General features: G+C 65.3%; 18 protein-coding genes, 5 tRNA genes and 1 other RNA gene. 19 read left to right on the top strand and 5 right to left on the bottom strand.

The window, feature by feature from the left end; all coding sequences use genetic code 11:
* Positions 1-63: 63 nt before the first annotated feature.
* The 9 genes from clpP to ACTT2I_RS02610 all read left to right on the top strand — a co-directional run bounded on the left by clpP (position 64) and on the right by ACTT2I_RS02610 (position 7,906).
* Positions 64-690 carry an ATP-dependent Clp endopeptidase proteolytic subunit ClpP gene (gene clpP / locus ACTT2I_RS02570; protein ID WP_019185804.1) on the top strand — a complete coding sequence of 209 codons (627 nt, stop codon included), beginning with the start codon at positions 64-66 and terminating at the stop codon, positions 688-690.
* Positions 691-816: 126 nt separating this feature from the next.
* Positions 817-2,106 (top strand): ATP-dependent Clp protease ATP-binding subunit ClpX, encoded by a 1,290-nt coding sequence (clpX, locus tag ACTT2I_RS02575; protein ID WP_019185803.1) that lies wholly within the window; start codon positions 817-819, stop codon positions 2,104-2,106.
* A gap of 142 nt (positions 2,107-2,248) precedes the next feature.
* Positions 2,249-4,723, top strand: coding sequence for an endopeptidase La (gene lon, locus ACTT2I_RS02580; RefSeq protein WP_421100454.1), 2,475 nt, complete (start codon positions 2,249-2,251; stop codon positions 4,721-4,723).
* A 207-nt stretch (positions 4,724-4,930) separates the two neighbouring features.
* Complete coding sequence (locus ACTT2I_RS02585; protein ID WP_019185801.1) at positions 4,931-5,203, top strand: HU family DNA-binding protein; 273 nt, start codon at positions 4,931-4,933, stop codon at positions 5,201-5,203.
* Positions 5,204-5,214: 11 nt separating this feature from the next.
* Positions 5,215-5,289: transfer RNA gene (locus ACTT2I_RS02590), tRNA-Val, on the top strand.
* Between the two features lie 28 nt (positions 5,290-5,317).
* Positions 5,318-5,394: transfer RNA gene (locus tag ACTT2I_RS02595), tRNA-Asp, on the top strand.
* An 83-nt stretch (positions 5,395-5,477) separates the two neighbouring features.
* Positions 5,478-5,554, top strand: a tRNA-Asp gene (locus ACTT2I_RS02600).
* Positions 5,555-5,642: 88 nt separating this feature from the next.
* Positions 5,643-5,719 (top strand) — tRNA-Asp (locus ACTT2I_RS02605).
* A 213-nt stretch (positions 5,720-5,932) separates the two neighbouring features.
* Entirely contained in the window at positions 5,933-7,906 is a 1,974-nt protein-coding gene (locus ACTT2I_RS02610; RefSeq protein WP_443096776.1) for a peptidyl-prolyl cis-trans isomerase, read from the top strand.
* 165 nt (positions 7,907-8,071) lie between these two features.
* On the opposite strand, the gene ACTT2I_RS02615 is transcribed toward ACTT2I_RS02610, so the two are convergent.
* Positions 8,072-9,286, bottom strand: a complete 1,215-nt coding sequence (locus ACTT2I_RS02615; RefSeq protein WP_421100455.1) for a lytic transglycosylase domain-containing protein — start codon at positions 9,284-9,286, stop codon at positions 8,072-8,074.
* On the bottom strand, positions 9,283-10,050 hold the full coding sequence (gene gloB / locus ACTT2I_RS02620) for a hydroxyacylglutathione hydrolase (RefSeq protein WP_421100456.1): 768 nt from the start codon (positions 10,048-10,050) through the stop codon (positions 9,283-9,285). Before gloB ends, ACTT2I_RS02615 begins: the two co-directional genes overlap by 4 nt.
* Positions 10,051-10,061: 11 nt before the next feature.
* On the opposite strand from gloB, the gene ACTT2I_RS02625 reads away from it, so the two are divergent.
* From ACTT2I_RS02625 to dnaQ, 3 genes are read left to right on the top strand one after another with little or no spacing between them, the layout of a single operon-like run.
* Positions 10,062-10,706 carry a hypothetical protein gene (locus tag ACTT2I_RS02625; RefSeq protein WP_421100457.1) on the top strand — a complete coding sequence of 215 codons (645 nt, stop codon included), beginning with the start codon at positions 10,062-10,064 and terminating at the stop codon, positions 10,704-10,706.
* 11 nt (positions 10,707-10,717) lie between these two features.
* The gene (gene rnhA, locus ACTT2I_RS02630; protein WP_421100458.1) at positions 10,718-11,170 is read left to right on the top strand and encodes a ribonuclease HI; all 453 of its coding nucleotides are present in this window, start codon (positions 10,718-10,720) and stop codon (positions 11,168-11,170) included.
* Between the two features lie 4 nt (positions 11,171-11,174).
* A complete protein-coding gene (gene dnaQ / locus ACTT2I_RS02635) occupies positions 11,175-11,906 on the top strand; it encodes a DNA polymerase III subunit epsilon (RefSeq protein ID WP_293980369.1) in 732 nt (243 codons plus the stop codon).
* A 48-nt stretch (positions 11,907-11,954) separates the two neighbouring features.
* On the opposite strand, the gene ACTT2I_RS02640 is transcribed toward dnaQ, so the two are convergent.
* Positions 11,955-12,659, bottom strand: coding sequence for a PP2C family protein-serine/threonine phosphatase (locus ACTT2I_RS02640; RefSeq protein ID WP_019185793.1), 705 nt, complete (start codon positions 12,657-12,659; stop codon positions 11,955-11,957).
* Between the two features lie 165 nt (positions 12,660-12,824).
* Between ACTT2I_RS02640 and ACTT2I_RS02645 the strand changes: the two genes are divergently transcribed.
* From ACTT2I_RS02645 to ACTT2I_RS02655, 3 genes are all read left to right on the top strand, one after another.
* Positions 12,825-12,915: transfer RNA gene (locus ACTT2I_RS02645), tRNA-Ser, on the top strand.
* Positions 12,916-13,393: 478 nt separating this feature from the next.
* Entirely contained in the window at positions 13,394-13,645 is a 252-nt protein-coding gene (locus tag ACTT2I_RS02650) for a hypothetical protein (RefSeq protein WP_421100459.1), read from the top strand.
* Between the two features lie 168 nt (positions 13,646-13,813).
* Positions 13,814-14,221 (top strand): DUF6165 family protein, encoded by a 408-nt coding sequence (locus ACTT2I_RS02655; protein WP_019185792.1) that lies wholly within the window; start codon positions 13,814-13,816, stop codon positions 14,219-14,221.
* Here the strand turns inward: ACTT2I_RS02655 and ACTT2I_RS02660 are convergent.
* Positions 14,200-15,255: a glycosyltransferase family 9 protein gene (locus ACTT2I_RS02660; protein ID WP_421100460.1), complete on the bottom strand. Its 1,056-nt coding sequence runs from the start codon at positions 15,253-15,255 to the stop codon at positions 14,200-14,202. The genes ACTT2I_RS02655 and ACTT2I_RS02660 overlap by 22 nt on opposite strands.
* Positions 15,256-15,276: 21 nt before the next feature.
* Between ACTT2I_RS02660 and ACTT2I_RS02665 the strand changes: the two genes are divergently transcribed.
* The 3 genes from ACTT2I_RS02665 to ACTT2I_RS02675 are packed head-to-tail and all read left to right on the top strand — an operon-like array spanning position 15,277 to position 17,164.
* Positions 15,277-16,026, top strand: coding sequence for a 3-deoxy-D-manno-octulosonic acid kinase (locus ACTT2I_RS02665; protein ID WP_088432881.1), 750 nt, complete (start codon positions 15,277-15,279; stop codon positions 16,024-16,026).
* Positions 16,026-16,793: an MBL fold metallo-hydrolase gene (locus ACTT2I_RS02670; RefSeq protein WP_293980826.1), complete on the top strand. Its 768-nt coding sequence runs from the start codon at positions 16,026-16,028 to the stop codon at positions 16,791-16,793. The genes ACTT2I_RS02665 and ACTT2I_RS02670 overlap by 1 nt, the downstream gene beginning before the upstream one ends.
* Before the next feature lie 2 nt (positions 16,794-16,795).
* Entirely contained in the window at positions 16,796-17,164 is a 369-nt protein-coding gene (locus ACTT2I_RS02675; RefSeq protein ID WP_088432879.1) for a nuclear transport factor 2 family protein, read from the top strand.
* A gap of 46 nt (positions 17,165-17,210) precedes the next feature.
* Here the strand turns inward: ACTT2I_RS02675 and ffs are convergent.
* An RNA gene (gene ffs, locus ACTT2I_RS02680) (signal recognition particle sRNA small type) lies at positions 17,211-17,307 on the bottom strand.
* Positions 17,308-17,585: 278 nt separating this feature from the next.
* On the opposite strand from ffs, the gene ACTT2I_RS02685 reads away from it, so the two are divergent.
* Positions 17,586-17,903, top strand: coding sequence for a DMT family transporter (locus tag ACTT2I_RS02685; RefSeq protein WP_123728503.1), 318 nt, complete (start codon positions 17,586-17,588; stop codon positions 17,901-17,903).
* Positions 17,904-18,086 lie beyond the last annotated feature (183 nt).

Below are 18,086 nucleotides of genomic sequence, written 5' to 3' on the forward strand. Positions count from 1 at the left end.
GCTCGTGTTTTACGCCCCGCGCCCTGGCGCGGGGTCGTTCCCCCTAAAATAGGTGCCTCACTAATGGACAACCGAACCACAGCCCTGAACATGGTTCCGATGGTGGTCGAACAGACCAGCCGCGGCGAGCGCGCCTATGACATCTATTCGCGCCTGTTGAAGGAGCGTCTGATCTTCCTCGTGGGCCCAATCGACGATCACATGGCCAACGTGGTGGTGGCGCAGCTGCTGTTCCTGGAAGCGGACAACCCGGAAAAGGACATCAGCATCTACATCAACTCGCCCGGTGGCGTGGTCACCGCCGGCATGGCGATCTACGACACCATGCAGTACATCAAGCCGGACGTGAGCACCATCTGCGTCGGCCAGGCGGCCTCGATGGGCGCCCTGCTGCTGGCGTCCGGCGCGGCCGGCAAGCGTTATGCGCTGCCGAACTCGCGCGTGATGATCCACCAGCCGCTGGGCGGCTTCCAGGGCCAGGCCACGGACATCGACATCCATGCCCGTGAAATCCTGACCCTGCGTTCGCGCCTGAACGAAGTGCTGGCCAAGCACACCGGCCAGTCGCTGGAGACCATCGCCCGGGACACCGAGCGCGACAACTTCAAGAGCGCGGCCGATGCCGTGGCCTACGGTCTGGTCGACCAGGTCCTGGAGCGTCGTCCGGAAGAGTCGATCCAGCCGGCGTAAGGTTGTGCCAGGCCGGGAAACCGGCTTGTTTCCACCGGGTCGGGCAGGACTGGCGTCCTCCTGACCCTGTGCTATTCTCGAATCGAACCCCCGTTCAGTCGGGTGGGGTAACTGGGTAAGCGAAGCATGAGCGAAGACCGCCAAGGTCGTTCCACGGACACCGGCAAGATCCTCTACTGCTCTTTCTGTGGAAAGAGCCAGCATGAGGTGCGCAAGCTGATTGCGGGTCCGAGCGTGTTCATCTGCGATGAATGCGTCGAGCTGTGCAACGACATCATCCGTGAGGAGCTGGAGGAGAAGGCGCAGTCGGCCCGCAGTTCGCTGCCCAAGCCGCGCGAGATCCTCGAGGTCCTTGACCAGTACGTGATCGGGCAGAACCGCGCCAAGCGGACCCTGGCCGTGGCCGTATACAACCACTACAAGCGCATCGAGAGCCGCCAGAAGAACGACGAAGTCGAACTGGCGAAGTCGAACATCCTGCTGGTCGGTCCGACCGGTTCGGGCAAGACGCTGCTGGCCGAGACCCTGGCCCGCCTGCTCAACGTGCCGTTCACCATGGCCGACGCCACCACGCTGACCGAAGCCGGTTACGTGGGCGAGGACGTGGAGAACATCATCCAGAAGCTGCTGCAGAAGTGCGACTACGATGTCGAGAAGGCACAGCAGGGCATCGTCTACATCGATGAAATCGACAAGATCTCGCGCAAGAGCGAGAACCCGTCGATCACCCGCGATGTGTCCGGCGAAGGCGTCCAGCAGGCCCTGCTGAAGCTGATCGAAGGCACCGTGGCCAGCGTGCCGCCGCAGGGCGGCCGCAAGCACCCGCAGCAGGAATTCCTGCAGGTGGACACCAAGAACATCCTGTTCATCTGTGGCGGCGCGTTTGCCGGCCTGGACAAGGTGATCCAGCAGCGTTCCAACGATTCGGGCGGCATCGGGTTCGGTGCCAAGGTGAAGAGTTCCGAGCGCAAGCAGGAAGTGGGCAAGATCCTGGCCGAAGTCGAGCCGGAAGATCTGATCAAGTTCGGCCTGATTCCGGAGTTCGTCGGCCGCCTGCCGGTCGTGGCGACCCTGGAAGAGCTGGACGAGGCCGCCCTGGTGCGCATCCTGACCGAGCCGAAGAACGCCATCACCAAGCAGTTCAAGAAGCTGTTCGAGATGGAGCACGTCGAGCTGGAGTTCCGTCCGGACGCCCTGGCCGCGATCGCCCGCAAGGCGCTCAAGCGCAAGACCGGTGCCCGTGGCCTGCGTACGATCGTCGAATCGGTCCTGCTGGACACCATGTACGACCTGCCCTCGGCAGAGAACGTGAGCAAGGTGGTGGTGGACGAATCGGTGATCGAACACAAGTCCGAACCGTACCTGATCTACCAGACGCCCCCGGCGCCTGAACAGAAGGCGGCTGGCGCTGAATAATCAGTTCAAGTAATTGAATTGAAAGAAATTTTTCAGAACAGCTTGCATCTAGAAGCCGATGGCCCCATAACGAGGCCATCGGCTTTTTTTGTATCCGGGCGAGGCGCCCGGAGGCCATCCCCACTGTTCCACTGGAGCCCACATGGCCCGTTCCCCAACTGAGACTCTCGACCTGCCGGTACTGCCGCTGCGTGACGTGGTGGTGTTCCCGCACATGGTCATTCCGCTGTTCGTCGGCCGTGACAAGTCCATGCATGCGCTGGAGCAGGCGATGGAAGCGGACAAGCGCATCCTGCTGCTCGCGCAGAAGTCCGCCGAGACGGATGATCCGTCCGCCGCCGATCTGTACCAGGTCGGTACACTCGCCCAGGTCCTGCAGCTGCTGAAGCTGCCCGACGGCACCATCAAGGTGCTGGTCGAAGGCCTGTCGCGCGTCAACGTCACCGAAGTCACCGAGCGCGATGGCTCGCTGCACGGCGTGGGCATGGAAATCGAATCGGACGAATCGCGCGAGCCGCGCGAGATCGAGGCGATCGCCCGCTCGCTGATGTCGCTGTTCGAGCAGTACGTCAAAACCAACCGCAAACTGCCGCCGGAGTTGCTGCAGACCCTGGCCGGCATCGATGAGCCCGCGCGCCTGGCCGACACCATTGCCGCGCACATCAGCGTGCGCCTGGCCGACAAGCAGCGCCTGCTGGAAACGCTGCAGATCGGCGACCGCCTGGAAATGCTGGTCGGCCTGGTCGATGGCGAGATCGATGTGCAGCAGATGGAAAAGCGCATCCGCGGCCGCGTCAAATCGCAGATGGAAAAGAGCCAGCGCGAGTACTACCTCAACGAGCAGATGAAGGCCATTCAGAAAGAACTGGGTGACCTGGACGATGCGCCGGGCGAGATGGACGAGCTGGCGCGCAAGATCGCCGAGGCGGGCATGCCCAAGCCGGTGGAGACCAAGGCCAAGGCCGAGCTCAACAAGCTCAAGCAGATGTCGCCGATGTCGGCCGAAGCCGCCGTGGTGCGCAACTATCTGGATTGGCTGCTGGGCGTGCCGTGGAAGAAGCGCACCAAGGTCCGCAAGGATCTGAAGGCCGCGCAGGACACGCTGGACGCCGATCACTTCGGCCTGGACAAGGTCAAGGACCGCATCCTGGAATACCTGGCGGTGCAGTCGCGCGTGAAGCAGATGAAGGGCCCGATCCTGTGCCTGGTCGGCCCGCCCGGCGTGGGCAAGACCTCGCTGGGCCAGTCCATCGCCAAGGCGACCAACCGCAAGTTCGTGCGCATGAGCCTGGGTGGCGTGCGCGACGAGGCCGAGATCCGTGGGCATCGCCGCACCTATGTCGGCTCGATGCCGGGCCGCATCGTGCAGAACCTCAACAAGGTGGGCAGCAAGAACGCGCTGTTCGTGCTCGATGAAATCGACAAGATGTCGATGGATTTCCGTGGCGATCCGTCCTCGGCGCTGCTGGAAGTGCTCGATCCGGAGCAGAACAACGCGTTCAACGATCACTACCTGGAAGTGGACCTGGACCTGTCCGAAGTGATGTTCGTGGCGACCTCCAACTCGCTCAACATCCCCGGCCCGCTGCTGGACCGCATGGAAGTGATCCGCATCCCCGGCTACACCGAGGATGAGAAGCTCAACATCGCCATGCGTTACCTGGTGCCCAAGCAGATCAAGGCCAACGGCCTGAAGCCGGAAGAGCTGGAGATCGAGGCTGACGCCATCCAGGACATCGTGCGCTACTACACGCGCGAATCCGGCGTGCGCAACCTCGAGCGCGAAGTGGCCAAGATCTGCCGCAAGGTGGTCAAGGAGATCGCGCTTGCTGGGCCGGTCGCCCCCGCCAAGACGGCCAAGCCGGCCAAGGCCGGCAAGAAGGCCAGCGCAAAGAAGAAGGCGCTGGTGGTGGTCAACGGCAAGAACCTGGACAAGTACCTCGGTGTGCGCCGCGTCGACTTCGGTCGTGCCGAAGAGCAGAACGAAGTGGGCCTGGTCACCGGCCTGGCCTGGACGGAAGTCGGCGGCGATCTGCTGCAGATCGAGTCCACCCTGGTACCGGGCAAGGGCCAGCTGATCCTCACCGGGCAGCTGGGCAACGTGATGAAGGAATCCGCCTCCGCGGCCCTGTCGGTGGTGCGTTCGCGCGCCGAGCGGCTGGGCATCGACAACGAGTTCCTGCAGAAGCACGACGTGCACGTTCACGTGCCCGATGGTGCCACCCCCAAGGATGGCCCGAGTGCGGGCATCGCGATGGTCACCTCGCTGGTGTCCACGCTGACCAAGGTGCCGATCCGGGCCGAAGTGGCGATGACCGGTGAGATCACCCTGCGTGGCCGCGTCACGGCCATCGGCGGCCTCAAGGAGAAGCTGTTGGCGGCACTGCGTGGCGGGATCACCACGGTCATCATCCCCGAGGAGAACCGCAAGGATCTGGCCGATATCCCCGCCAATGTCACCCGTGATCTGAAGATCGTGCCGGTGAAGTGGATCGAGGAAGTGCTCGACCTGGCGCTGGAGACGCCACTGACTGCACCGAAGCCCAAGAAAGTTGGGCAGCGTGTCACGGTACGCGGCAAGTCCAAGACAGCTTCCACGACGCGCGTCAAGCACTGACGCGTCCTGTGGAAATGCCCGAAACCCGCGTCGTTATTGGCTTTTCAGCTTGCGCGGGTAGGGGGGCACTGGTATAAAAGCACCACTCGCGAGTCAGCGTAAATCTGAATTCGGCGAACTGAGAACTTCACTGGCATTCGACGGCGTATCGTCGTCGGGTGTCTCAATGTTGAATCCGCGGAATCCCCGCCAAAGGAGCTGTAGAGAATGAACAAGACCGAATTGATCGACGCCGTTGCTGAAGCCGCCGACCTGACCAAGGCCGAGTCCAGCCGCGCCGTTGATGCCGTCATCGCTTCCGTCACCAAGGCCCTGAAGGGCGGTGACGCGGTGACGCTGGTGGGCTTCGGCACGTTCCAGGTCCGCGACCGCGCTGCCCGTACCGGCCGCAACCCGAAGACCGGCGACACCATCAAGATCGCTGCGTCGAAGAATCCGTCGTTCAAGGCTGGCAAAGCCCTGAAGGATGCCGTAAACTAAGCGGCTTGCTGGGGTGCTTAGCTCAGCGGTAGAGCGTCTCCTTTACACGGAGAGGGTCGGGGGTTCGAAACCCTCAGCACCCACCAGGCACTGCCAGTAAAAGTTTTGAAATGTGGAGCGGTAGTTCAGCTGGTTAGAATGCTGGCCTGTCACGCCGGAGGTCGCGGGTTCAAGTCCCGTCCGCTCCGCCAGTTTCAATAGGGCCCCTGAGCGATCGGGGGCCTTGTTTTCTCCAGCGATGTACGTCGCGGTGGAAACAAAAGCGGTTTAGTGCGGAGCGGTAGTTCAGCTGGTTAGAATGCTGGCCTGTCACGCCGGAGGTCGCGGGTTCAAGTCCCGTCCGCTCCGCCAGTTTTAAAAAACCTCGAAAAAAGCAGCATTTCGGGGTGGGCAATCTGAATATCTTCGGATAGAATGAGCGCCTGCAAAGTTCAAGTGCGGAGCGGTAGTTCAGCTGGTTAGAATGCTGGCCTGTCACGCCGGAGGTCGCGGGTTCAAGTCCCGTCCGCTCCGCCAATCTTTGAAAAGTCCTTGGTGAAAACCAAGGGCTTTTTTTTTGTTTCCAATTCAGCCGATCAATCGACAGTGCGGCGCACACCGTTCGCCCGCCACGATCGCCCGGTGCGCCGGCGGGAGGATCGCGCGCAGGGGCGGGGCGCGGGCACTTTTGGAGCCTGCCGCGAAGCGGGTTACACTGCCGGGCTCGCCAATCAGGCCTTGATTTTTCCCATGCTGCAGAAACTTCGCGACAAGACCTCGGGCTGGATCGTTACCGTGATCCTGGGGCTGCTGATGATTCCGTTCCTGTTCGTGATCGACTCCAGCTACCTCGGTGGCGTCGGCTCGCAGAACGTGGCCAAAGTGGCCGCACCGCCGACCTGGTGGAAGTCCGCCCCGTCGTGGTGGCCGGTCTCGTTCCTGTGGCAGCACCATGAGATCAGCTCCAATGATTTCCGCGTGCGCTTCGAGCAGGCGCGCCAGCAGGCACGCCAGGAACAGGGCGAGGATTTCGATCCGCGCCAGTTCGAAAGCACGGAGAGCAAGCTGGCCGTGCTCGATCAGATGATCGATGAGCAGGTCGTGCGCCTGGCCGGCGAACAGTCCGGCATCGTGATCGGTGATGGCGCGGTACGCGAGTACATCGCCTCGATCCCGGCCTTCCTCGGTGCCGATGGCAAGTTCAACCAGGACAACTACCGCATCGCGCTGGCCAGCGGCAATCCGCCGCGCACCCCGACGCAGTTCGAAGCGCTGGTGCGCGAAAGCATCCAGCAGTCGATCATTCCGTCGGCCCTGCAGCGTTCCGGGTTCACCACCCAGAGCGAAGCCGAGCGCCTGATGAAGCTGCTGGGCGAAACCCGTGACGTCGAACTGGCCGCGCTGCCGGAAACCCCGGCCGACACCGCCGAAGTGACCGACGCCCAGATCAAGCAGTGGTATGACAGCCACACCAAGGATTTCCGCCAGCCGGAAACCGTGTCGCTCGAATACGTCGAGATCAACGGCGCGAACCTGCCTGCGCCTGCGGCCGCCGATGAAGCCACCCTGCGCAAGCGCTATGAAGATGAGAAGGCACGCTTTGCCACGCCGGAACAGCGTCTGGCCTCGCACATCCTGATCACCGCCGATGGCAGCGATCCGGCCAAGCTCAAGGCCGCTGAAGAGAAGGCCACGCGCCTGGCCGCGGAAGCCAAGGCACCGGGCGCCGATTTCGCTGCCCTGGCCAAAGCCAACTCCGAAGATCCGGGTTCCAAGGACACCGGCGGCGACCTGGGCTGGGTGGAGCGCGGCGCGATGGTGAAGCCGTTCGAAGACGCCCTGTTCGCCATGAAGGCGGGCGAGGTCACCGGTCCGGTCAAGACCGACTTCGGTTTCCACGTGCTCAAGCTGCGTGAGACCAAGGGCGGCGAAGGCCGTTCGTTTGAAGAGGTGCGTGACCAGCTGGCGGCCGAGCAGCTCAAGGCCGACACCGACCGCGTGTTCACCGAACTCAGTGGCCGCCTGGTCGACCTGGTCTACAAGAACCCGACCTCGCTGGAAGGCCCGGCCAAGGACATGAGCCTGCCGGTGCAGACGATCGGTCCGTTCACCCGCACTACCGCCAGTGGCATCGCCGCCAATCCGGCCGTGCTGCGCGCGGCGTTCTCGGACGTGCTGACCCAGGATGGCACCGTCAGCGACCCGATCGAGCTGGGCCCGAACCACAGCGTGATGATCCGCGTGACCGAGCACAGCCCGGAACAGGCACTGCCGCTGGACAAGGCGCGTGAGCAGGTGATCGCCGCGATCCACGCCGATCGCACCCGCCAGGCCTCGGAGAAGGCCGTGGACGTCGTGCTCGCCAAGCTGAAGGCCGGTCAGACCCTGCAGGCGCTGGCAACCAGCGACAAGCTGCAGATCAGCCCGCTGCCGGGCCTGCCGCGCACCCAGCCGGTGCCGACCCCGGAGATCAACCGCGCCGTGTTCAGCGCGCCGCTGCCGGCCGAAGGCAAGCCCAGCTACGGCAAGGTCGCCGTGCAGGGCCGCTACGTCATCTACGCGGTGACCAAGGTCACCCCGGGCAACGTGGCCGAAGTGGATGCCGCCCAGCAACAGCAGCTCAAGGAGCAGCTGAGCCAGATCGACGGCATGGCTGCCGCCAAGGCCTACGTCGAGGCGATGCGCAAGCACTTCAAGGTGCAGACCGAAGAAGCCAACCTCTAACGGGGGCGGCTTCTGCTGGAAAACAAACAGCCCGGCAATGCCGGGCTTTTTGTTGTGCGCGCCCCGTCCGCCATGCGGGTTTCGCCGGCGCCGGCGAACGATGCCCGGAAACGACAATGCCCGGCAGAACCGGGCATTGTCGTTACCTGCAATGCGGACGCGGAGTCAGTCTTCGACGCGCAACACCGCACCCGGCTTCAGCACGCTGCTGCCGCTGAGCCCATTGAGCGACAGCAGGGCCTTCAACGGCATCCCGTAACGGCGGGCGATGGTCCAGGGCGATTCGCCATCGCGCACGGTGTGGCGGCGGCTGCGCGGGCGATCCGCGCTGGCCACCGTGCGGGTGGCGGCCGGCGCAGGCGCCGTACGGGCCGAGGTGGTATCCACCGGCGCGCTGGGAGCCACGGCAATGGCGGCCACGCTGGCGCTGGCATCCACCGGCGCATGCGCGGTCGGGGCCAGAACCGTCACCTGACCGGCCGGGCGGCCCTTGCCGCTGGCCAGGGCCGGGTTGAGGCGGGCAATCCGGGCCGGATCCAGATCACGCTGCTGGGCCCACTGCTGCACGCTGGTGCCGGCCGGCAGGGTGTGGCCCCTCAGCACAGGCACGGTGCGGTCCAGCGAAGCCATCACCGCCGGCTCGGTTTCCGCGTCTTCCAGCACGCAGGCCAGGGCGTGCAGCTTCTCGACATAGGCGTAGGTGACCGGCGAGAGCCCCGGCAGTTCAGCCGGACGCGCGTTCTGCGCGTTCATCCCGGCCTTGCGCAGCGATTGCAGCACCCGGTACTCGCCGGCGTTGTAGGCCATCGTGGCCAGGCGCCAATCGCCGCCGAACATGCCGTGCAGGGTCTTGAGGTAGCGCACCGCGGCCTGGGTGGAATCCACCGCCGAGAGGCGGCCGTCATAGCCCGGGGTCATCTGCACGCGGTGGTTCTTGGCGGTGGTGGCGATGAACTGCCACAGACCGGCCGGGCCGCCGCCGTTGCGGGCGTTGGGCCGGTAGCCGCTTTCCACGAAGGGAATCAGCGCAAATTCGGTCGGCAGGTCGGATTTGCGCAGCTCTTCAACCACATAGCCGAACAGCACCAAGGCGTCATCGTCCTGGTTGGCCAGCCGCGAGGGCGCATGCGCGAACTGCTTCTGCCAACGCGGGCTGGTCGCCTCGGCGTTGCAGGTGGGTTCGGCCAGACCCTCGCGGAAGCTGGCGAAGATGTCCTGCCCGTTGCGCACCGAGGCCGGCGGCAGCGCCGCAGCGGTCAGGGGGAGGGAGGACAGGCCGGCCACGTTCTGCGACATGCCGGCGGTCAACGACTGGGCGCCCGCGCTGCCGGCCACGGTGATCGCCAGGCCAAGCGCGAGCGGCAACAATCGCCGACTCATGTTCGAAATCCGTCTTTCCAGTGTCGCAGCCCTGCGACAACATCGACTTCATCGGTGACGGGACGCCCGAGATGGGCGCTGACAGCCGCCTGGATGGCGGGGGTGTTGGTACGCAGGAACGGGTTGCATTCCAGCTCGCTTGCCAGTGAAACCGGCAGCGTGGGCAGGTCATCGCGGCGCATGGCCAAGGCCTCCTCATGGCGCTGCGACAGCGCAGCGTTGGTGGGGTCTACATGCCGCGCGAAGACGGCATTGGACAGGGTGTACTCGTGGGCGCAACAGACCATCAGTTGCGCTGGCAGGGACGCCAGCTTCCGCAGGGATGCCAGAAGCTGGGGAGGCGTACCTTCGAACATGCGCCCACAGCCCAGGCTGAACAACGCATCGCCACTGAAAAGGTGTTCAGCGGTGTGAAACGCAATATGGCTCCGGGTGTGCCCGGGCACGGATACTACGTGGAACCCCAGCCCCAGTGCCTGAACGCATTCACCTTCAGTCACCCGGTGGGCGGCGACCTGGATGCGCGTTTCCTCCGGTGCGTACACCTCAACCGCCGGAAAACGGGCCTGCAGCTCGGCCACGCCGCCGATGTGGTCATCGTGGTGATGGGTCAACAGAATGCTGTGCGGGGCCCATCCCTGCTGCGCCGCGGCAGCCAGAACGGGGGCGGCCTGGCCGGGGTCGATGACGACGGCGCGGCCGTCGTCGGCGACCAGCGCCCAGATGTAATTGTCCGCAAACGCGGGTAGGGCGGTCAGTCGCATAGAATTGGACCATGCCCCCCGCGCCGAGCCCCCGTCAAGCGACAGTCGCATCCTGGTTTGATACTGAACCGGCGCAAGCCTTGTGCCGTCTGGAATCCGAGCGGTTGCGCAGCCTGCTCACCGAGCGCCCGGTGAACCCCTGGCTGTGGGTGGCACCGACGCCGGGCTGGCTGGAGCGTATCGAACTGCCCGGTCGCGGCCTGCGCCTGTTCCGGGACGGGGCGGCCTACGCCGGGGACGTGCACTGCGGCCTGCCGTTGCCACTGCCGGACGAGAGCGTCAATGCGATCATCCTGCAGCACGTCACTGCCCGTGATGCGGAGCAGCTGATCGGCGACTGCGCCCGGGTGCTGATGCCGGGCGGCCGCCTGTGGTTGTCCACGCTCAACCCGTTCAGCCCGTACCGCCGCCAGTGGCGCCACCACGGGCTGGTCGTGCGCAGCCCGCAGCGGCTGCGCCACACCCTCACGCAGGCGGGTCTGAGCTGCGAAGACCTGCAGTACCTCGGCCCGATGTGGCGTGACCGCTCGCCGGCCCGGCGCGATCTGGCGCCGCTGCGGGCCGCCTGTCTGTTCACCGCTGAAAAACGCACTCTGGCCTTGCCGGGACCGACGCCCGTGGCCGTACCACGCTGGCATGGGACCGTGGCCACCTGATCTGGAATGGAATGAAGACGATAGAAATCCACACCGACGGTTCCTGCCTCGGCAATCCTGGCCCCGGCGGCTGGGCGGCGCTGCTGCGCTACAACGCGCACGAGCGCGAGCTGAGCGGTGGTGAAGCGCATACCACCAACAACCGAATGGAACTGATGGCCGCCATCTCGGGGCTGGAAGCCCTCACCGAGCCGTGCAACATCGTGCTGTTCACCGATTCGCAGTACGTGCGCCAGGGCCTGACCGAATGGATGCCCGGCTGGATCCGCAAGAACTGGAAGACCGCCGGCGGTACGCCGGTCAAGAACCGGGAGCTGTGGGAGCGCCTGCATGCGGCCACGCTCAAGCACACCATCGACTGGCGCTGGGTCAAGGGTCACTCCGGCGACCCGGACAACGAGCGCGTGGATCAACTGGCGCGCGACGCTGCCATCCGGATCCGCGCCGCCGGCCCGGTACACTGAGCCCATGCGTCAGATCATCCTTGATACCGAAACCACCGGCCTGGAATGGCGGAAGGGCAACCGCATCGTCGAAATCGGCTGTGTGGAACTGCTCGAGCGCCGCCCCAGTGGCAACAACTACCACCAGTACCTCAAGCCGGACTGCGAGTTCGAACAGGGCGCGCAGGAAGTCACCGGCCTGACCCTGGAATTCCTCGCCGACAAGCCGGACTTCGCCCAGGTCGTCGACGAGTTCCTGGCCTACATCGACGGCGCCGAGCTGATCATCCACAACGCGGCGTTCGATCTGGGCTTCCTGGACAACGAGCTGTCGCTGCTCGGCGACCACTACGGCAAGATCACCGACCGCTGCACGGTGATCGATACGCTGAAGATGGCGCGCGAGCGCTTCCCGGGCCAGCGCAATTCGCTGGACGCGCTGTGCCGGCGCCTGGGCGTGGACAACGCGCACCGCCAGCTGCACGGCGGCCTGCTCGATGCCCAGATCCTGGGCGACGTGTACATCGCGCTGACCTCGGGCCAGGAAGAAATCGGCTTCGGCTCGGCTGACGACAACAAGCCCGGCAGCACCCACGCACAGACCTTCGACACCTCGCGCCTGCTGCCACGCCCGCGCGTTGTCGCGACCGCCTCGGAGCTGGAAGCGCACGAAGCGCGCCTGGCCAAGCTGCGCAAGAAGGCCGGCCGCGCGATCTGGGATGGTGAGCCTGAAGCAGTGGAAGCGGTCAGCGCCTGAAGCAACCCTCCCGCCGGCAGGTCCCGACCGTCGGTCGGGAAGCCCGCCTCAGTGGCACCGCACCAGGATCACGGTGATGTTGTCCGAGCCACCGCCGTCCAGCGCGGCGGCGACCAGGGTATCCACGCACTCCTGCGCACTGGCATCGTCGAAGGCGAGGGTACGGGCAATGCCCTTGTCCTCGACCTCCTCGGTCAGCCCGTCACTGCACAGCAGCAACTGCATGCCCGGGCGCAGCTCGCCGGTGGTGGTCGCCACATTCAGGTGCGCCGGATCGGTCACGCCCAGCGCCTGGGTCACCACATTGCGGTGCGGATGCGCGCGCGCCTGTTCGGCGGTCAGATTGCCCTGCGCGACCAGTTCCTGGACCACGCTGTGATCCTGGCTGAGCTGGGCCAGCTTTCCATCGCGCCACAGATACGCGCGGCTGTCGCCGACCCACGCCACCTCGTAGCGATTGCCCTGCACACGGGCGGCGACCACGGTGGTGCCCATCGGCAGGCTGTCATTGCGGCGGCGGGAGGTGCGGATGATCTCTTCATCGGCGATCCGGATCGCATGCGCCAGCGTCGCCCCGCGGCGGATCTCCCGCACGATGGTCTCGCGCGCCAGCGCACTGGCCACCTCGCCGCAGGCGTGCCCGCCCATGCCATCGGCGACCAGCCACAGCGCCAGTTCGCCATCGCCGTAATACGTATCCTCATTGAGGTCACGGCGCAGGCCGGGGTGGGTCAGGTGTCCAAATTCGATCATGAAGGCGCGTGCCGGTGAGGATTGCGAGGGATAACGGCATGATCGCGGCCCGCCGGACATCCGGCAAGGCATCCATACAGAAGAAATTCACTTCTTTGCCCGCAATGACTTGTCGGCAGCGCGTCCTACCCGTATCATTCGCGTCCCGGTTCGCCGGGACCATCTGGAGAGGTGGCAGAGCGGTTGAATGTACCTGACTCGAAATCAGGCAGGCGTTTATAGCGCCTCGGGGGTTCGAATCCCCCCCTCTCCGCCAGATAAAAAGAAAAGGGCTGCCCATCGGGCGGCCCTTTTCTTTTTATCTGGCCTGATGGGCGGACGAGAACCCCCGACGGGGGTTCGACGGATCTGTAGGAGCAGATCCGGACAGCCGAATGGCTGGCCCTGGAGCGCGCAGCGCGGAAGGGCGGGGTGCATGGATGCACCCCGCAATCCCAATGAAGCGGCCACCCTGTTTCCAAAGCCCTCAGCACCACCGCCGACATTCCCGGGCGCGTGGCGACGCGTTTATCCCATCGGCGTTTCCAGCGCCAGCAGGCGCGGCCCTGGAGCGCGCAAGCGCGGAAGGGCGGGGTGCATGGATGCACCCCGCAATCCCTGGACGATGAAGTGACCAAGGTGCCCCCTCGTCCGAATGCGCCTGGCTTGTCCGGTTGCCCGGCCCGAAGAAGGAAACCCGCGCGGAGTTGTGCTACTACTTGGCCCGGGCGTTCCGGCCCATCAAGGAGGATGTAATGAGGAAGCGTTTGTTTGCAGCAGCAGCTGTACTTCTTTCATTCACTGGCGCGGCTGCAGCCGCCACGGTCGAAGTGTTCGACGTTTATGGCGAAGGCATCAATTTCGCAGACGCACGTACAGATGCCGAGAACCAGGCCCGCGCGATCTGCAATGCCATGGGCGGTCGTGTGGTGGTGGAGGTCGTGGAAACCACCAATCCTGGTGGCCGGGTGCTTCTCTACGGCCTGGCACACTGCCATATCCCCTGAGCGATGATCTGAGGCATACCGAGCGGGCCTCCTCGGTGAGGCCCGTTCAACCGAAGACAGCCACCGCGCGCCACCATCACGTGATGGATGAACCTGCGCACGGCTACCTTCAAACCCCGGCAACGCGCCTCCAGTAAACTGAAGCACCCGCCCCGGAATCACTCCACCATGACCGCTGAAATCCTCGTCCCCGTGTCCTTCGGTGAACTGCTCGACAAGATCTCGATCCTGCAGATCAAATCCGAGCGCATCAGCGACGAGGCCAAGCTGGCCAACATCCGTACCGAGCTGAGCGCGCTGGAAAAGACCTGGATGGCGCACCCGGCCGGGGTCAAGGACATCGCCCGCCTGCGTGCCGAGCTCAAGGCGGTCAACGAGCGTCTTTGGGACATCGAAGACAACATCCGCCTGCAGGACAAGGCGCAGGCCTTCGACGACCATTTCGTCGAACTGGCCCGCAGCGTCTACCAGCAGAACGACGAGCGCGCCCGCATCAAGAAGGACATCAACCTGGCGCTGGGCTCGCTCTACGTGGAAGAGAAGTCGTACAAGGATTACGCGCCGCGCGGCGCGTAATCGGCGACGTACCGCTCGAAGGCGGCAATGCCGTCTTCGACCGTGATCAGCTGCATCACGTCGTCGAACTCGACCTTCGCGCCCCACTTCAGGTCGCTGGCCGGTTTGCCCAGGAACTTGCGCGCGGCATCGTCGTAGCGGTCCACGCAGTAGCGGCGGTCGGAGTAGGGGCCGCTGCGGTGCGGGTTGCTCGCCGCATGCAGGCCCAGCACCTTGGTGCCCATCGCGTTGGCGATGTGCATCGGGCCAGAGTCGGGCGTCATCACCAGCGCGGCGCGCGCCAGCAGCGCCGGCAGCTGCTTCAGCGTGTCCTTGCCGACCAGGTCCAGCGCCGGGGTGGTCAGCTGCGCCTGGATGGCATCGGCCATGCCGCGCTCCAGCTCGCTGCGTCCGCCACACAGCACTACCCGCCAGCCGCGTGAGGTGGCGTGGTTGGCCACGGCCGCATAGCGCTCGGCGTACCAGTTGCGGCGCACGTGGCTGGAGCAGGGCGAGATCATCAGCACCGGGCGGCCGTCGTCGGTCCACTGGGCAGCGGCCCACTCGAATGCCGCCGTCGGCACGGCCAGGTCCCAGCTGACCTCGGTCTGCTTCAGGCCCAGCGGTTCGCAGAAGCTGCCGATCGCATCCAGTACGTGGATGCCGGGGCGGTCGGGGATGCGCTCATTGATGAAAAGCCCGTGAAGGTCCTTGGAGCGGGATCTGTCGTAGCCGATGCGGCGCTTGGCCGGTACGAATGCCGAGAGCACATTGGCGCGGAAGGCGACCTGCATCTGCAGCAGCGCATCGAAACGCCCGTCGGGAAGGCTGTCGCGCAGCGCCCGCATGCCGGCCAAGCCGGTCTTCTTGTCGTAGCTGTGGAAGGTCACGCCGGGCAGCCCGTCGAGCAGCTTGTGGCCGGCCTTGTCGATGATCCAGTGCAGGGACACCCCGGGATCGGCCTGCTGCAGGGTGCGCACCAGCGGCACCACATGGGTCACGTCCCCCAGCGCGGACAAACGCAAAAGACACAAGGAAGAGGACGTTGGTGCCATGGTGTTGTTAGACTCGAAGGAATGGTCGCATTCGACGCCACTGAAGCGCTGACGCCCTGCCGCGATGGACGCGGTATCGGTGCCATTCTGTTCGACCGCGAAGCCCTGCGGCAAGCCGAGATGAGCCTGTTCGCGCCGGCCCACTGGGGCGAGCGGGCGCGGCCGGTCGGAGATGGCGGCCGTGGCGGCGCGTGGTTCGTTGATGCGCCCTTCGGTCATGCCGTGCTGCGCCAGTATCTGCGGGGCGGGCTGGCGGCCAAGCTCAGCCGGGATCACTACATCTGGCGGGGCGCCAACCGCACCCGCAGTTTTGCCGAGTTCCGGCTGATGCGTGCCCTGCGCGCGCAGAAGCTGCCGGTGCCGCGGCCGATCGCCGCGTTCTACATGCGCGAGGGGCTGCGCTACAAGGCGGCGATCCTGATGGAGCGGCTGGAAGGCGTGCGCTCGCTGGCCGACCGTGCGCTGGTGGCCGGGCGCGGCGCCCCCTGGGAAGAGACCGGCCGGCTGATCGCACGGTTCCATCGTGCCGGGCTGGATCATGCCGATCTCAACGCCCACAACATTCTGTTCGATGCCAACGGCCATGGCTGGTTGATCGATTTCGATCGCGGCGTGCTGCGCATCCCGGCCACCCGCTGGCGTGAGCGCAACCTCAAGCGGCTGCTGCGCTCGCTGATCAAGCTGCGTGGTGAGCGCAGTCATGACGACGTCGAAAAGGACTATGCGCGGCTGCGCCGCGCCTACGATCTGGCCTGGAACCGGGGTTACTGATGGACTGGGCATTGCGCTTCATGGGGGTCGGCAATGCGTCGGCCGTGCAGCTTGGCTCGCCGATGGCGGTGATCGAGCGCGATGGCCGCCCGTGGCTGACCATTGATTGCGGCGGGGAAGGGCTCACGGCGTTCCAGGCGCACTACGGCCATGTGCCGCAGGCGTTGTTCGTTACCCATGTGCACCTGGACCATGTCGCCGGTTTCGAACGCCTGTTCGTGGATGCGTATTTCTCGCCACAGCGCCGTGGGCGTATTCGCGTGTACGTGCCGGCAACGGTCGTGCCGCTGCTGCACAAGCGCGTGGCCGATTACCCCAACGTGCTGGCCGAGGGCGGTGCGAACTTCTGGGATGCGTTCCAGCTGATCGTGGTCGGCGATGCGTTCTGGCATGACGGCGTGCGCCTGGAGGTGTTCCCGGTGCGCCATCACTGGCCGGAAACCGCCTATGGCCTGCGCCTGAAGGGCGCGGTCACCTGGAGCGGCGATACCCGCCCGATTCCGGAAATGCTGGCGCGCTACGCCGACGACAACGAACTGATCGCCCACGATTGCGGCCTGCACGGCAACCCATCGCATACCGGCGTGGACGACCTGGAGCGTGAGTACACGGCCGAGCTGCAGGCGCGGATGATGCTGTACCACTATGCCAGCGAGAGCGACGGCGAGGCGCTGCGCCAGCGTGGCCATCGTGTGGCCCTGCCCGGCGAACGTGTGTCGCTGGCCACCCCGACCGCGATGCACGTGCTGGCGCAGGATCCTCCCTGAGCATGGACGACGCGCTGGCCGCCCATCTGCAGGCGCTCGAACGCGCGTTGCATGACCCGGTGGTCCGCGGTGATGTCGCGCAGTTGGCTGCCTTGTTGGATGACGACTTCCGCGAGATCGGCAGCTCGGGCGTCTGCTTCGACCGGGCTGCTGCGTTGGCCGAGATTCCGCGCGAACGTGCGCAGGTTGAGATTGTCTCCACCGACTACGACTGCGTACTGCTCGTTCCCACGCTGGCACAGGTGCGCTATCGCAGCTGGTATGTGATCGACGGTGAGCGCCAGCGCGAGGTGTTGCGCAGTTCGTTGTGGCGTCGGCACGGCGAGGCATGGCGGGTGGTGTTCCATCAGGGCACGCCCGCGGCGCCTTGAGCGGCAGCATCGCTGGAGGGAAAACCGGGCGCCCAAAAAGGTGGCGGCCCCGCCGGCTGACCTCGGCGCCCGCGTCGATCGATACCGTTGCTGCCTTCCGGCCCTGGCGGGATTTTCGACCTAGCGTCGCGAGGGGCCGACGGGGCCACCATAGAGACGTTCCGGCTGCAGGGCGATCAGGGATCAGCCGGCCGCAGGCGGAAGGTGCATCGCAGGAGCAGGTCCGGCAGTGCAGTCGCGCATTCTAGCGCATGCGCGGCATGCAGTGCCAGACGCGAAGGCTGAATCCCGTGTAGCCCGATGCCGCCGGAAGCGGCCATCCGGCGGGCGGATTGCTAAAATACGCGGCACAGGAGGAACGGCCTCCCCCATTTCGGGAACTACTGACCAGGACGGCCTGGCCCCCATCAAGGAGGGCCGCATGGCCTGGATCTATCTGTTGGCAGCCGGTGTACTGGAAATCGTCTGGGCGTTCTCGATGAAGCAATCCGAGGGGTTCAGCAAGCTCACCCCCTCGATCATCACCCTCGTCACCATGATCGCCAGCTTCTGGCTGCTGTCCTTGGCGATGCGCACGTTGCCGCTGGGTACCGCGTACACGATCTGGACCGGCATTGGCGCGGTCGGCGCGTTCGTGATCGGCATTACCTTCCTCGGCGAGCAGGTCAGCGCGATGCGGATCGCGGCGGCGGTGCTGATCGTGAGCGGGTTGGTGTTGATGAAGTTGTCGAGCAGCTGAGGCGTTCAAAACGCCGTCTGCGCGCTAGGGGGTAGAGCCACGCCATGCGTGGCTGACGCGCTCGTTGCGCTGGCGCCGCTTAGTGTGGCGCCAGGTCGAGTGCCATCTCGACGGCATGCAGCGGGGTGGGCCGGTGGGTGGCCGCTTCATTGCGATTGCTGGGTGCATCCATGCACCCAGCCC

The sequence above is a fragment of the Stenotrophomonas sp. PUT21 genome (genome assembly GCF_052232875.1).
In the GTDB taxonomy this organism is placed as follows: domain Bacteria; phylum Pseudomonadota; class Gammaproteobacteria; order Xanthomonadales; family Xanthomonadaceae; genus Stenotrophomonas; species Stenotrophomonas maltophilia_N.

Bases quoted from the DNA above. Each gene is read 5' to 3' on its own strand.
- ACTT2I_RS02670 (WP_293980826.1), top strand. From the start codon at position 16,026: ATGGACTGGGCATTGCGCTTCATGGGGGTCGGCAATGCGTCGGCCGTG.
- ACTT2I_RS02585 (WP_019185801.1), top strand. From the start codon at position 4,931: ATGAACAAGACCGAATTGATCGACGCCGTTGCTGAAGCCGCCGACCTG.
- ACTT2I_RS02675 (WP_088432879.1), top strand. From the start codon at position 16,796: ATGGACGACGCGCTGGCCGCCCATCTGCAGGCGCTCGAACGCGCGTTG.
- ACTT2I_RS02610 (WP_443096776.1), top strand. From the start codon at position 5,933: ATGCTGCAGAAACTTCGCGACAAGACCTCGGGCTGGATCGTTACCGTG.
- clpP (WP_019185804.1), top strand. From the start codon at position 64: ATGGACAACCGAACCACAGCCCTGAACATGGTTCCGATGGTGGTCGAA.
- clpX (WP_019185803.1), top strand. From the start codon at position 817: ATGAGCGAAGACCGCCAAGGTCGTTCCACGGACACCGGCAAGATCCTC.
- ACTT2I_RS02615 (WP_421100455.1), bottom strand. From the start codon at position 9,286: ATGAGTCGGCGATTGTTGCCGCTCGCGCTTGGCCTGGCGATCACCGTG.
- dnaQ (WP_293980369.1), top strand. From the start codon at position 11,175: ATGCGTCAGATCATCCTTGATACCGAAACCACCGGCCTGGAATGGCGG.
- ACTT2I_RS02625 (WP_421100457.1), top strand. From the start codon at position 10,062: ATGCCCCCCGCGCCGAGCCCCCGTCAAGCGACAGTCGCATCCTGGTTT.
- ACTT2I_RS02685 (WP_123728503.1), top strand. From the start codon at position 17,586: ATGGCCTGGATCTATCTGTTGGCAGCCGGTGTACTGGAAATCGTCTGG.
- ACTT2I_RS02665 (WP_088432881.1), top strand. From the start codon at position 15,277: ATGGTCGCATTCGACGCCACTGAAGCGCTGACGCCCTGCCGCGATGGA.
- ACTT2I_RS02660 (WP_421100460.1), bottom strand. From the start codon at position 15,255: ATGGCACCAACGTCCTCTTCCTTGTGTCTTTTGCGTTTGTCCGCGCTG.
- ACTT2I_RS02655 (WP_019185792.1), top strand. From the start codon at position 13,814: ATGACCGCTGAAATCCTCGTCCCCGTGTCCTTCGGTGAACTGCTCGAC.
- rnhA (WP_421100458.1), top strand. From the start codon at position 10,718: ATGAAGACGATAGAAATCCACACCGACGGTTCCTGCCTCGGCAATCCT.
- ACTT2I_RS02650 (WP_421100459.1), top strand. From the start codon at position 13,394: ATGAGGAAGCGTTTGTTTGCAGCAGCAGCTGTACTTCTTTCATTCACT.
- ACTT2I_RS02640 (WP_019185793.1), bottom strand. From the start codon at position 12,659: ATGATCGAATTTGGACACCTGACCCACCCCGGCCTGCGCCGTGACCTC.
- lon (WP_421100454.1), top strand. From the start codon at position 2,249: ATGGCCCGTTCCCCAACTGAGACTCTCGACCTGCCGGTACTGCCGCTG.
- gloB (WP_421100456.1), bottom strand. From the start codon at position 10,050: ATGCGACTGACCGCCCTACCCGCGTTTGCGGACAATTACATCTGGGCG.